Origin of the sequence: Pantoea sp. FN0302, assembly GCF_050113775.1 — a bacterium.
In the GTDB taxonomy this organism is placed as follows: domain Bacteria; phylum Pseudomonadota; class Gammaproteobacteria; order Enterobacterales; family Enterobacteriaceae; genus Mixta; species Mixta alhagi.
On sequence record NZ_JBNJSM010000005.1, the window covers coordinates 1 to 13,265 of the forward strand.

Annotated in this window: 13 protein-coding genes, 1 tRNA gene and 2 rRNA genes; 3 read left to right on the forward strand and 13 right to left on the reverse strand. The window is 52.0% G+C overall.

The genetic code is table 11. From position 1 onward, the window contains the following. Nucleotides 1-7 precede the first annotated feature (7 nt). From rrf (ACQE32_RS16385) to rrf (ACQE32_RS16395), 3 genes are all read left to right on the forward strand, one after another. Nucleotides 8-123, forward strand: a 5S ribosomal RNA gene (gene rrf / locus ACQE32_RS16385). 14 nt (nucleotides 124-137) lie between these two features. Then, a tRNA-Thr gene (locus ACQE32_RS16390) sits at nucleotides 138-213 on the forward strand. Between the two features lie 86 nt (nucleotides 214-299). Continuing rightward, a 5S ribosomal RNA gene (gene rrf, locus ACQE32_RS16395) occupies nucleotides 300-415 on the forward strand. Nucleotides 416-580: 165 nt separating this feature from the next. Here the strand turns inward: rrf (ACQE32_RS16395) and ACQE32_RS16400 are convergent. The 13 genes from ACQE32_RS16400 to accB form a co-directional block, all read right to left on the reverse strand. Continuing rightward, nucleotides 581-1,336, reverse strand: a complete 756-nt coding sequence (locus ACQE32_RS16400; RefSeq protein ID WP_427022103.1) for an amino acid ABC transporter ATP-binding protein — start codon at nucleotides 1,334-1,336, stop codon at nucleotides 581-583. An 11-nt stretch (nucleotides 1,337-1,347) separates the two neighbouring features. After that, on the reverse strand, nucleotides 1,348-2,448 hold the full coding sequence (locus ACQE32_RS16405; RefSeq protein ID WP_427022104.1) for an amino acid ABC transporter permease: 1,101 nt from the start codon (nucleotides 2,446-2,448) through the stop codon (nucleotides 1,348-1,350). A 15-nt stretch (nucleotides 2,449-2,463) separates the two neighbouring features. Continuing rightward, nucleotides 2,464-3,642 (reverse strand): amino acid ABC transporter permease, encoded by a 1,179-nt coding sequence (locus ACQE32_RS16410; RefSeq protein ID WP_427022105.1) that lies wholly within the window; start codon nucleotides 3,640-3,642, stop codon nucleotides 2,464-2,466. Between the two features lie 65 nt (nucleotides 3,643-3,707). After that, a complete protein-coding gene (locus ACQE32_RS16415) occupies nucleotides 3,708-4,733 on the reverse strand; it encodes an amino acid ABC transporter substrate-binding protein (protein WP_426982139.1) in 1,026 nt (341 codons plus the stop codon). A 417-nt stretch (nucleotides 4,734-5,150) separates the two neighbouring features. Continuing rightward, a complete protein-coding gene (gene lpxP / locus ACQE32_RS16420; RefSeq protein ID WP_250651568.1) occupies nucleotides 5,151-6,071 on the reverse strand; it encodes a kdo(2)-lipid IV(A) palmitoleoyltransferase in 921 nt (306 codons plus the stop codon). Nucleotides 6,072-6,263: 192 nt separating this feature from the next. Then, the gene (gene fis / locus ACQE32_RS16425; RefSeq protein WP_000462905.1) at nucleotides 6,264-6,560 is read right to left on the reverse strand and encodes a DNA-binding transcriptional regulator Fis; all 297 of its coding nucleotides are present in this window, start codon (nucleotides 6,558-6,560) and stop codon (nucleotides 6,264-6,266) included. A gap of 24 nt (nucleotides 6,561-6,584) precedes the next feature. Next, on the reverse strand, nucleotides 6,585-7,550 hold the full coding sequence (gene dusB, locus ACQE32_RS16430; RefSeq protein ID WP_250651569.1) for a tRNA dihydrouridine synthase DusB: 966 nt from the start codon (nucleotides 7,548-7,550) through the stop codon (nucleotides 6,585-6,587). A 311-nt stretch (nucleotides 7,551-7,861) separates the two neighbouring features. Next, entirely contained in the window at nucleotides 7,862-8,596 is a 735-nt protein-coding gene (locus tag ACQE32_RS16435; protein WP_427022106.1) for a carbonic anhydrase, read from the reverse strand. A 171-nt stretch (nucleotides 8,597-8,767) separates the two neighbouring features. Next, on the reverse strand, nucleotides 8,768-9,649 hold the full coding sequence (prmA, locus tag ACQE32_RS16440; protein WP_250651571.1) for a 50S ribosomal protein L11 methyltransferase: 882 nt from the start codon (nucleotides 9,647-9,649) through the stop codon (nucleotides 8,768-8,770). An 11-nt stretch (nucleotides 9,650-9,660) separates the two neighbouring features. After that, nucleotides 9,661-11,112 (reverse strand): sodium/pantothenate symporter, encoded by a 1,452-nt coding sequence (gene panF / locus ACQE32_RS16445; protein WP_426974878.1) that lies wholly within the window; start codon nucleotides 11,110-11,112, stop codon nucleotides 9,661-9,663. After that, nucleotides 11,102-11,362 carry a YhdT family protein gene (locus tag ACQE32_RS16450; RefSeq protein WP_426974877.1) on the reverse strand — a complete coding sequence of 87 codons (261 nt, stop codon included), beginning with the start codon at nucleotides 11,360-11,362 and terminating at the stop codon, nucleotides 11,102-11,104. The genes panF and ACQE32_RS16450 overlap by 11 nt, the downstream gene beginning before the upstream one ends. A 59-nt stretch (nucleotides 11,363-11,421) precedes the next feature. Then, nucleotides 11,422-12,771, reverse strand: a complete 1,350-nt coding sequence (accC, locus tag ACQE32_RS16455; RefSeq protein WP_426974876.1) for an acetyl-CoA carboxylase biotin carboxylase subunit — start codon at nucleotides 12,769-12,771, stop codon at nucleotides 11,422-11,424. A gap of 11 nt (nucleotides 12,772-12,782) precedes the next feature. Further along, nucleotides 12,783-13,250: an acetyl-CoA carboxylase biotin carboxyl carrier protein gene (gene accB, locus ACQE32_RS16460; RefSeq protein WP_426974875.1), complete on the reverse strand. Its 468-nt coding sequence runs from the start codon at nucleotides 13,248-13,250 to the stop codon at nucleotides 12,783-12,785. Between the last annotated feature and the right edge of the window lie 15 nt (nucleotides 13,251-13,265).

The following is a 13,265-nucleotide window of genomic DNA, read 5'->3' on the forward strand; positions in this document are numbered from 1 at the left end:
GAATTTGCCTGGCGGCGAGAGCGCGGTGGTCCCACCTGACCCCATGCCGAACTCAGAAGTGAAACGCCGCAGCGCCGATGGTAGTGTGGGGCCTCCCCATGCGAGAGTAGGGAACTGCCAGGCATCAAATTTAGTGTGCTGATATGGCTCAGTTGGTAGAGCGCACCCTTGGTAAGGGTGAGGTCCCCAGTTCGACTCTGGGTATCAGCACCAGTTTTATCAGGGCGGCAGTAATGTGGCCCATGCTTAAAAAGCAACAGTTTAAATAAGTCGTCTTAGACAACTTATAAAAAGATTTGCCTGGCGGCAAGAGCGCGGTGGTCCCACCTGACCCCATGCCGAACTCAGAAGTGAAACGCCGTAGCGCCGATGGTAGTGTGGGGTCTCCCCATGCGAGAGTAGGGAACTGCCAGGCATCAAATAAACGACAGAGCCTCAGCGAAAGCTGAGGCTTTTTCGTTTCTGCTTATCAGAGAAGTTTTGCCGGCCGTTAATAGATATATTTCTGTTGGGCAGTTAGAAACTATCTACCCCAGCCCAGCCCAGCCCAGCCCAGTTCGGAGTAGATCTCAAAACTGGCTTAATGAATAACCTGCGATAAAAACATACGCGTACGTTCTGATTTAGGATACGCGAAGAATTCTTCAGGCGGTGCCTGTTCTACAATCTCCCCGCGATCCATAAAAATCACCCGATCGGCCACGGTACGGGCGAATCCCATCTCATGTGTGACGCAAAGCATCGTCATACCATCTTCTGCCAGACCAATCATGGTATCCAAAACTTCTTTTACCATCTCAGGATCAAGCGCTGATGTTGGCTCATCGAACAGCATAATTTTAGGTTTCATACAAAGTGAACGAGCAATCGCTACCCGCTGCTGCTGACCGCCAGAAATCTGTCCGGGAAATTTATGGGCATGTTCAGCGATACGAACCCGCTCAAGGTAATGTATCGCTAACGCCTCAGCCTCTTTTTTTGGCGTCTTTCGCACCCAGATTGGCGCAAGGGTACAGTTCTGCAACACTGTGAGATGCGGGAAAAGATTAAAATGCTGGAATACCATGCCGACTTCAGTACGGACTTTTTCAATATTGCGCAGGTCGTTATTTAAATGAATGCCATCCACAATGATTCGTCCCTGCTGATGCTCTTCAAGATGATTAATGCAGCGTATTGTTGTTGATTTTCCGGAACCGGAAGGACCGCACAGCACGATACGTTCACGCGGTTTTACCGTGAGGTTAATATTTTTCAGCACATGAAACTGCCCGTACCACTTGTTCACATTTTCAAGCGTAATCATTGTATCTGTAGAATGAGTCACTGGTTTCATTAGAATACTCCTTAATGTGCTTTACGCCCGGTGTTAAAACGGTTTTCAAGGTGCTGACTGTAACGCGACATACCGAAGCAAAAGATCCAGTAAACCAGCGCAGCAAAAACGTAGCCTTCGGTCGACGTACCGAGCCAGGCTGGATCGACAGTAGCCTGCTGTACGCTACTGAACAGATCAAACAGACCGATAATGATTACCAGGCTGGTATCTTTGAACAGGGCGATAATGGTATTGACCAGGCCAGGGATGGTGAGTTTGAGAGCCTGAGGGAGAATAACCAGCAGTTGGGTTTTCCAGTAGCCGAGCGCCAAAGATTCCGCCGCTTCAGTTTGTCCTTTTGGCAACGCCTGTAATCCGCCGCGCACCACTTCTGCAACATAGGCCGACTGAAAGAGAATAACGCCAACCAGGGCCCGTACCAGCTTATCTATCGATGTTCCCTCAGCCATAAACAGCGGCAGCATAACGGATGACATAAAAAGTACGGTAATCAGGGGCACGCCGCGCCAGAACTCAATGAAAATCACTGACAGCGCTCGTACCACCGGCAGGGTTGAGCGGCGTCCCAGAGCCAGTAAAATGCCCAGCGGTAAAGCGCCGGCAATCCCAACAGCCGCAATAATCAACGTCAGCGTTAAACCACCCCATTGACGCGTTTCTACGCGCTCAAGGCCAAACAGACCGCCATAGAGCATCAGCCAGACAAAAAGGGGAAATACCATAGCCCAGACGGCAATATAGCGACCACGGCGTGGCATTTGCCTGATAAACATTGGTATAAGAGAAAGCAGCCCGATGATTAACGTAATATTGATACGCCAGCGCAGTTCATGCGGATAAAGCCCATACATAAATTGGCCAAAACGGGCATGAATAAATACCCAGCATGCCCCTTCTTTTGTACAGTCGGTACGGCTTTCGCCAAACCAGTTAGCTTGAAAAATCAACCAGTTCAGCGCAGGCGGGATAACGCTCCATATAATCCATAAGCAGAGCAAAGTAAGCAGCGTATTGAACCAGCTGGAAAAAAGATTTTTCTGAGCCCACCGCGACATGCGCATAACAACATTTGTCGGGACGGGAGACGGATCGTGTGTGGTTACTGTCATGGTAAGCCGTACCTTTTAACGTTCAACCAGGGCGATTTTGCGGTTGTAGATGTTCATAAGTAGCGAGATCAACAGGCTGATCGTCAGATAAACCGCCATCGTCATGGCAATCGTCTCTATTGCCTGGCCGGTCTGGTTAAGAACCGTGCCGGCAAACAGCGAAACCATATCGGGATAGCCGATGGCAGCCGCCAGCGAGGAGTTTTTTACGATATTCAGATACTGGCTGGTTAGCGGTGGAATAATGACCCGCATCGCTTGCGGAAGGATGACCTGTCGCAAGCTAACCGGATTAGGCAAGCCCAACGACATGGCTGCTTCATGTTGTCCATGCGGTACTGATTGAATGCCTGAACGGATCACCTCGGCAATAAACGAAGAGGTATAAATAGAGAGCGCCAGGGTGAGCGCAGCCAGTTCAGGTATCAATACAAAACCGCCACGAAAGTTAAAACCACGCAGTGCAGGAATATCCCAGTGCATCGCCGCGCCGAACAGCAAATGTGCGATCAGCGGTAAAATAACCAGCATTGCTACAGCTGCGGGCCAGGTGCGGCGTAGCCTGCCGGTTTTCAACTGATAGTTGCGATTAAAACGAAACTGGGCAACGGTAGCGATAGTGGCCAACAGCAGGGCGACGATAAAAGGCCACGTCCCCGGAGCATACTCCGGCCAGGGAATATAAAGCCCGCGATTACTGATAAACGCCAGATCAAAAGCATTCAGCGCCTGCCTGGGCCCGGGCAAATTACGCAGCACGGCGAAGTACCAGAAGAATATTTGCAGCAGCGGCGGGATATTACGGAAGGTTTCGATATAGAAGGTTGAGATTTTACGCAGCAGCCAGTTATCAGAAAGGCGCGCCAGACCGATAAAAAAGCCCAGCACGGAAGCAAAAACAATACAAAGCGCAGAGACCAGCAGCGTATTGGTTAAGCCAACCAGAAAAACACGCGCATAGGTATCGCCGTCAGAATAATCGATAAGGTGCTGAACGATCCCGAAACCAGCGCTGCGTTCCAGGAAGCCGAAGCCGGAGGTAATGCCCCGGTTGGCCAGATTGAGAACGGTATTATGGATGAGATATCCCACTACGGCGAAAACGGCGACAACGGCGAAAATCTGGTAAAGCCAGGCGCGAACCGCAGGATTAGAGAATGAAAAGTCCCTTTTCACGGTTGGGCGTTGAGACATGATCGACCTCAAAAGCGAAAATACTGGCGAGGGCACCGTAGCGGTGCCCGGTGTACTGGCAGGAATTAACGTACGGGAGGCGCGTACTGGATGCCGCCATCTTTCCAGAGCGCGTTTTGCCCACGCGCTATTTTAAGCGGGCTATCTTTACCTACGTTGCGATCGAAACTCTCCTGATAGTTGCCGACCTGTTTGATGATGTTATAAGCCCATTTATTATCCAGCTTCAGATTTTTACCGAAATCGCCTTCTGAACCCAGCAAATGCGCCATATCCGGCGTGCTGGGTTTGGCCACCATTTGGTCGACGTTTTTCGAGTTGATGCCCATCTCTTCGGCATTCAGCATGGCGTAGAAAGACCATTTTACGATAGTGAACCAGTCATCATCACCTCGACGAACAACCGGGCCAAGCGGTTCTTTTGAAATCACTTCAGGCAGGACAATAAATTCGTCAGGCTTGCCCAGCTTGATGCGCAAGGCATAGAGTTGTGACTGATCGGAAGCCAGCGTATCGCAGCGACCGCTGTCGAGCGCCTTCGCTGACTCATCGGAGCGATCGAAGGTTACGGGCGTGTACTGCATCTTGTTTGCTTTAAAGTAATCCGCCACGTTTAGCTCAGTATCGGTCCCGGCCTGGATACATACGGTGGCACCATCAAGCTCTTTCGCACTTTTCAGCCCGGCTTTGTTATGGGTAAGAAAGCCGATGCCATCATAGTAGTTGACGCCAGCAAACAGGAAGCCCATCCCGCCGTCGCGTGAGGATGTCCATGTCGTGTTACGCGATAAAATATCCACTTCTCCCGATTGCAGGGCAGTAAAGCGCTCTTTAGCGGTAAGCGGGGTATATTTAACTTTGCTTGCGTCGCCAAATAGCGCAGCGGCGGTGGCCCGGCACAAATCGACATCCAGTCCGGTAAATTTACCGTTGGCATCAGCCCAGGAAAATCCTGGCAGACCATCGCTAATCCCGCACTGAATAAACCCTTTCTTTTTAATGGCGTCAAGCGTAGCGCCGGCATGAGCCTGATTCGCGATAGCCAGCAGCGACGCGGTAGCTAACACAGCGGAAAGCATCATTTTATTCATAAATCATCCTGTGTGGCGTGATCATATCGTTATGGGGTGACGAGCGCTTGTGCTGCGCTTTTCCTGTCTGCGGCGGTTAGCCATTCACAACAGTGCAAGGAGAGTGCCAGAATTGCAGGATCCTGGTTCTTTGTAGAAACGCGATTAATAACGGAAGGTAACGGAAAAGTTTGGCTACTATCGCGCACCAGTATGAGGCGAGGTAAGGTGTGGCGATCACAAAGAGTGCAAGAGTGCAAGAGTGCAAGAGTGCAAGAGTGCAAGAGTGCAAGAGTGCAAGAGTTTAAGAGTTAAAGAGTTAAAGAGTTAAAGAGGATAACTGGAATGTGAACTGGCGCGCACATTACACTTGTGCCGCGACCTGCATAAAAAAGCCCGTTAGTGTTACCACTAACGGGCTTTCATCGATCGGGTTAACTAATAGAGTGAGGCAGTGCCTACCGGACGGGTTTTAAAACGTCGGTGTAGCCATAGATATTGGCTGGGCGCGCGCAGAATTTCCCGTTCAATAATTTTATTCATATAGGCAGCGGCAGCCTGTTCATCTTCCAGCGGATAGTTTTCCAGCTCTGGCTGTATAACCAGTTCATATCCCTGGCCGCGCTCTTTACGAATCAACACCACGGTAATCATCGCCGGTTTCGCCATGCGGGCCAGCATAAAGGTACCGTTAGTGGTCGCCGCCTGCGGAACCGCAAAAAGCGGAGCGAATACGCTGCCTTTCGGGCCGTAATCCTGATCGGGAGCAAACCATACGGCCTCGCCTTGCTTAAGCGCTTTTACCATACCGCGCAGGTCACGACGATCGATCATGGCTTTATTAGAGCGCATACGGCCTTTGGTTTGCACCCATTCCATCAGCTTGTTGTTATGCGGGCGGTACATCGCCATCATCGGCTGACACAGACCCATCGTGCGGCCGCCCAATTCCAGCGACATAAAATGCACGCCAATAATCAGCGCGCCGCGTTTGTTTTTCTGTGCTGCATGGAGGTTATGTAAACCATTAACGGTAAACCAGCGCTTTACGCGTGCGTCGGACCAAAACCACGCCATGCCGGTTTCCATCAGGCCCATGCCTAACGATTCGAAATTATGGATGATGCGCTGTTCCAGCTCAGATGGGCTAAGATCGGGGAAGCAGAGCTCTAAATTACGACGTGTAATACGTACGCGGCGCGGCAAAAAGCGCATCGAGGTACGACCCATCCAGACACCCAGCTTCTCAAGCAGCGGAAAAGGAAGCTGAACCAACAGAAACAGAACGCCAAGACCAAACCAGGTAAGCCAGTGGCGAGGATGCAGCATATCAAGGGTAAAACGTGGTGATGATTTCATGACGCTCTCATATGCGTAAAAAAAGATGTAACGCATAAAGATGGCAATCAGTCGCGGTACAGTTTCTCAGACAACGATGGTACACAGAAGTTAGGCCGGGCAGGCCAGATTTACAAAAAACGGACAATTCTTGAGGTCCAGACATTAAAAAAGGCGCATCCGAATGGAGCGCCTTTTTTCACAGCGAAGAAATTAATTCATGCCGTATTTTTTCAGTTTCTTACGCAGCGTACCGCGGTTGATACCCATCATCAGGGCTGCACGGGTCTGGTTGCCACGGGTATATTGCATCACCATGTCCAACAGAGGCTGCTCTACTTCAGCCAGTACCAGCTCATACAGATCATTAACATCCTGACCATTCAGTTGAGCAAAATAGTTCTTCAGTGCCTGTTTTACCGAATCACGCAGCGGCTTTTGCGTCACCTGATCCTGTGAGTTAACGGTAGAAACGGTCAGTACGTCAGAATTTACGCGTTGTTCGAACATAGTTCTGTCAGCTCTTTATTTCGTTTACGCAAGTTTTTCGAAGTATGCCTCCAACGCCTCCAGCTGTTCGCTGGCATCCTCAATGGCGTTGAATGTGCGCCGAAACTGGTCGTTTGGGGCGTTTTCCTGGAGATACCAGGAAACGTGTTTTCGTGCAATACGGTATCCCTTGCCGTGACCGTAAAAGTCGTGCAGTTCCCGTATATGCCCGATGAGCAAGCGCTTCACTTCTGCCAGCGGCATGGGTGGGAGCAACTCCCCAGTGTCCAGATAATGCTGGATTTCCCGGAAGATCCACGGTCTTCCCTGAGCGGCGCGTCCTATCATCAGAGCATCAGCTCCCGTATAGTCGAGCACCGCCCTGGCCTTGTGCGGGTCAGTAATGTCTCCGTTCGCGATAACCGGAATGGAAACGTTCTGCTTAACTGTCCGAATGCTGTCGTATTCAGCGTTGCCATTGAACAAACAGGCGCGGGTTCGGCCATGAATGGTCAAAGCCTGGATACCACAACGTTCAGCCAATTGGGCAATTTCAGTGCAATTACGATTATCTCTATCCCAGCCGGTACGAATCTTTAAGGTAACCGGCACCTCTACTGCATTAACCACAGCGGTAAGAATATTCTTCACCACGTCGGGATATTGCAGCAGCGCAGAGCCTGCCATCTTACGATTAACTTTTTTGGCCGGGCAGCCCATATTGATATCAATAACCTGAGCGCCGGACGCAACATTAATCCGTGCCGCTTCAGCCATTTCATCAGGATCGCAACCGGCAATCTGCACGGCGCGAATTCCGGGCTCGTCACTATGTACCATACGCAAACGAGACTTATCGCTGGCCCAAACCTCTGGGTTTGACGACATCATCTCGGAAACGGTCATTCCGGCCCCCATCTGATAACAGAGCGTTCTGAAAGGCCTGTCAGTAATACCGGCCATCGGAGCGGCTATCAGTTGATTACGGAGCTGGTGTTGTCCAATGCGCATGAAAGAAGTGACCGTATCTACTCGCAAGGCGGCGTATATTACGCATTTTTTACTGAAGATGAAAGGCCAAACTTTGAACAATCATTGGGTGAAAATCATAGAAAAGTCGGTTACTCCATGACCCTTCAAAGTTTATCCTTTAAAAACATGAGTTTAAAATTTCGCGTTTAAATTGTGAGCAAAGATTTTTATTAAAATGTGATCTCATCCACAGGATAAAAGCGGCTTTCCGGCGCTTAAAACCACAGATATAACATCAATAACACCTCTGAAACCCGCTATGGCTTTACCTGGATAGCGTTAAGGCACACTTATTCCACAATTTGCCGGCCATGGAGCGGCTGCAATGGGCGGTTATTTGCCCTGTGCATCGCTTGCGCAAAACGTGCCAGCTGCGCTTTTGATGCTTCCACCGGCTGTTTCATTACCAGCCATATCACGCCTTCCGTACAGGGCGGGGTGGTCAGGGAACCGCTGAACCGGTAATAATGTTTATCCTGTGGAAAAAGCGATGCAAAAGAGAGGTTTTTATGCAGCGCTTTTTCCTGATTTTGCCGTTGCGGCAACGCATCAAGGAGCCAGTCCAGCGCTGGATTGGGCTTACCGGCTACCAGCATGACGGCGACTACCGCCCATTCACCATTACGGTTAGCATGAACGAAATGCACCTCCAGCGGAAAGCTTTGACCGTTGATATGATTTTCGCTCGGGGTATGAAAATGGAACTGCTTTAGCTCCCAGCTTTGCCTGTCCAGCATAAAGCTATTTCCATGCCCAACAGCGATTTGGATCGTGTGACCGTTGTTGATAATGCTGGCTGCCAGGGTGGAGAAATCAACCGTTAACGGCGGCAGATTTCCCGCTACAGGATCGCTGATATCAATGGGTGACTGGTATCGTCCTTTATTGCAGAAAAACCACTGCTCGTTGAGTTCGCTCCAGTGCCCTGGTGAAGCACTCCCTTCATATGACCATTGATTTTCCGCAAGGGCCGATGCCGCCCAGGCCAGCGGCAAGCTCAGCAGCACGGCTATTGTTTTTTGCATCTTGCTATCCCTTTTTTGTTTATCAGAGGCGTCTCAGCGCCTTACCGATCGAAGCAGGAAGCTTTGAACCGTGCTGATAGTACAAAAAGCAGACAGTTATCTGTAAGTAGAAAAGAGGAAAAAGGAAATGGCGCGTTGCGATAGCCGTTCACAACGCGCGGGCAGGCAGGCTTAGCGGCGAATACCGGTAATGCGGCACCATTCCTCTTTTTCCGCCACAGGGTCAAGCTCAAAGCGTTCGCTGTAAGCTTCACAAACGCTGTCTGCCTGACTGGCAAGAATACCCGACAGACCTAAATGGCCACCCGTTTTCGGCAGGACGCTGATAAGCGGTGCCAGCTCACGTAGCGGTCCGGCAAGGATATTCGCGACCACCACATCGGCGCTCAGGTTATCCGGCTGCTGGTGGGGCAGATAGAGCGATAAGCGCTCGGATACACCATTACGCTCAGCATTGTCGCGGCTGGCCTGAATGGCCTGCGGATCGATATCGATCCCAATCGCCTGCGCAGCGCCAAGCTTCAGGGCTGCGATAGCGAGAATACCGGAGCCACAGCCGAAATCGATCACGGTTTTGCCCTGTAAATCCAGCCCGTCAAGCCAGCTCAGGCACATCGCGGTCGTGGGATGTGTACCGGTTCCGAAAGCGAGACCCGGATCGAGCATCACATTAACCGCAGTGGGATCGGGCACGTCGCGCCAGCTTGGGCAGATCCATAAACGTTGCCCAAAGCGCATCGGATGGAAATTTTCCATCCATTCGCGTTCCCAGTCTTTATCTTCGATCTGTTCGATCTTATGGCGAAAGCCCTGGCCCAGCAGCGGATCCTGCTCCAGTAGGCTAACCACTTCCGCCATATCCGTTTCGGCATCAAACAGGCCGATAGCATCGGTATCGCCCCACAGGCGCGTCTCGCCCGGCAGCGGCTCAAACACCGGCGTATCGTGAGTATCCTGGAAGGTTACCGACACGGCTCCCTGTTCCATTAACAGGTCACCCAGCGCTTCTGCATCCGCGCCGGTTGTGTTGATCTTGATTTGTATCCAGGGCATAGCGATTCTCTTTATTCATACAGTGAGGAGGCGTCCGACGCTGAAGCCGGGCGACCAAACTGGTTACCGATAATAAATGCCAGCAGGCTTAACAGCAGGGCCGGCACGATAGGATGAAAGCCTGCTGGCTGCAGTTGCAGCGCTGCCAACAGGGTATAACAGGTCGCGCCGACAATCATCGCACTCAGAGCGCCGGCGGCATTGGCTTTTTCCCAATAGAGGCCTAACACCAGCGGCCAGAGAAAGACCGCCTCCAGCCCGCCGAACGCCAGCAGATTCAGCCAGATCAACATATCGGGCGGATTCCACGCCGCCAGCAGCAGCAACATCCCCAGCACCAGCGTAACGATGCCGGAAAGACGGCGCAGCCGTGGCTCGTTCTCCAGCTGCTGTGGATAAAGCCGCAGATAAAGATCTTTAACGATCGTTGCAGAGGATTGCAGCAGCTGAGCATTGATCGTCGACATAATTGCCGCCATCGGCGCGGCCAGAAAGATCCCGGCGGCAAAGGGTGGCAGGACGGTCAGCATCAGGGTGGGAATAACCCGATCCGGGATAGTCAGATCGGGCAGCAGCGCACGACCGAGCGCACCAGCCAAATGCATACCAAACACCATCACCGAAACCACTATCGTGCCAACGATAATGCCGCGATGCACCGCTTTGCTGTTTTTATAGGAGATGCAACGCACGGCGGTATGGGGCAGGCCGATAACGCCAAAACAGACCAGAACAATAAAAGAAGAGAGAAAAGTAGGCGTAATAATATTATCGACGCCCTGCGGCGTGACCAGACGTGGATCGATATGCTGCAGTTTACTCACCGCCGCATGCATACCGCCTGCCTCATGTATCACGGCGAACAGCAGCAAAAAGGTGCCGATCAGCATCACCAATCCCTGCATTGCATCGTTCAGCACGCTGGCACGAAAACCACCGAACGCGGTATAGAGCGCAATGGTACCGCCGAAAATCAGCAAACCGGTATCGTATGGAATGCCAGCTGCGGTTTCCAGCAGCCGGGCGCCGCCGATAAACTGTACGGTCATGGCACCAACAAACGCCACCAGCAGGCTAATGCTGGCCAGCCAAACCACCAGCGAGCTGCGGTAGCGCGCATAAAGCATATCGTTAAGGGTCACCGCATTGTAACGTCGCGCCAGAATGGCGAACTTTTTACCCAGCACACCAAGCGATAACCAAACGGCGGGAACCTGAATCATCGCCAGCAGTACCCAGCCCAGCCCATATTTATATGCTGCGCCAGGCCCGCCAATAAAGGAGCTGGCGCTGATATAGGTAGTGGTCAGCGTCATTGCCAGTACGAAGCCGCCCATAGAGCGTCCGCCAAGAAAATATTCGTTAAGAAAGTTTCCCTGACGACGTTTACGCATGGCGTAGACCGAGAGCAGGGCAATCAGCAGCAGGTAACCAAGCAGGGGAAGAATAACTTCAGTTTGCATCATCATCCTCCAGCGGAATATCACGGAAGCAGACGCGAACCATCAACCAGCACAGGAAAATAAACAGTAGGGGCGCAAACAGACAGGAAAGCTCGAACCAGCGCGGCAGGCCGGTAAAGCCGGGTTGTACACCGCCCAGCCAGGCTGCAAGCGCCCAGACGGTAAGATAAGCCACTGCCAGCCAGAAGGACCAGCGGGCCTCACGGTGTGCCTGAATAAAGCGCGTATCGAGAGAAGTGCTTTTCATCATCAGCAAAACCAGAAAGAAAAAGGCCGGACAAGCCGGCCTCAGACAGGGCAACAGAAAAATTATTTCTCTGCCAGACCCAGCTTTTTCTCCAGATAGTGGATATTGGTACCACCGTGCTGGAAGTTTTCATCGCACATGATCTTCATCTGCAGTTCGACGTTGGTTTTAATCCCGTCGATGATCAGCTCAGCCAGCGCGTTTTTCATGCGGGCAATCGCCACGTCACGGTTTTCACCGTAAGTGATCAGCTTGCCAATCATGGAGTCATAGTACGGCGGTACGGTGTAACCGGCATAAATATGCGATTCCCAACGTACACCAAAACCACCCGGCGCATGGAAGCGCGTGATTTTGCCCGGACTTGGCAGGAACGTATTCGGATCTTCCGCGTTGATACGGCACTCCACCGCGTGGCCTTTCACCACAACTTCTTCCTGCTTGATCGACAGCGGCTGACCTGCAGCCACACGCAGCTGCTCTTTGATCAGATCCACGCCGGTAATCATTTCGGTCACCGGATGCTCAACCTGAATACGGGTGTTCATCTCAATAAAGTAGAACTCGCCGTTTTCATACAGGAACTCAAAAGTACCCGCGCCGCGATAGCCGATCTCAACGCAGGCCTGGGTGCAGCGCTCACCGATATAACGGCGCATTTCAGCGGTAATACCTGGTGCAGGCGCTTCTTCCACGACTTTCTGGTGACGGCGCTGCATAGAACAGTCGCGTTCAGCCAGGTAGATCGCGTTGCCCTGGCCGTCAGCCAACACCTGAATTTCGATGTGGCGTGGGTTTTCCAGGTACTTCTCCATATAAACCATGTCGTTGTTGAAAGCGGCTTTCGCTTCCGCACGCGTCATGCTGATGGAGTTTTCCAGCTCTTTATCGCTGCGGACAACGCGCATACCGCGTCCGCCGCCGCCGCCGGAGGCTTTGATAATGACCGGATAGCCGATGCGTTTCGCGATCGACCGGTTCTTATCCATATCATCGCCCAGCGGGCCGTCAGAGCCAGGCACGCAAGGCACGCCCGCTTTTTTCATCGCGTTAATCGCGGAAACTTTATCGCCCATCAGACGAATCGTTTCGGCACGAGGGCCGATGAAAATAAAGCCGGAGCGCTCAACCTGCTCGGCAAAATCAGCGTTTTCTGACAGGAAGCCGTAGCCCGGGTGAATAGCTACCGCGCCGGTGATTTCCGCAGCGGAGATCAACGCCGGAATATTCAGATAACTTTTTACAGACGGCGCCGGACCGATACAAACAGTCTCGTCTGCCAACAGCACATGTTTTAAATCACGATCCGCGGTGGAGTGTACTGCAACGGTTTTGATGCCTAATTCTTTACAGGCACGCAAAATACGCAGGGCAATCTCACCACGGTTGGCAATAACAATTTTATCCAGCATGGTTCGCCTCGTTATTCGATGACGACCAGCGGCTCGTCAAACTCAACAGGTTGACCGCTCTCGACCAGGATAGCTTTAACCACGCCCGCCTTGTCTGCTTCGATCTGGTTCATCATTTTCATGGCTTCAACGATGCACAGGGTATCGCCGATATTCACCTTCTGGCCCACTTCAACAAACGCTTTAGCGTCCGGGCTAGGGGTACGGTAGAACGTCCCGACCATCGGTGAGCGAACAATGTGACCACTCAGTTCAGCGGCAGCAGGCGATTCAATAGCCGGCGCGCTGGCTGGGGCAACGGCGGTCGCCAGCGCCGGCTGCGGAGCCGGTACGGCGTAAGCCTGTTGCATCATGGGATAAGGAGCGGCTGCAGGTGCGCGGCTGATACGAACTGATTCTTCGCCTTCGGAAATTTCAAGTTCAGCGATACCGGATTCTTCAACCAGTTCGATCAGTTTTTTAATCTTACGAATATCCATGAGTGTGGTTCCGTA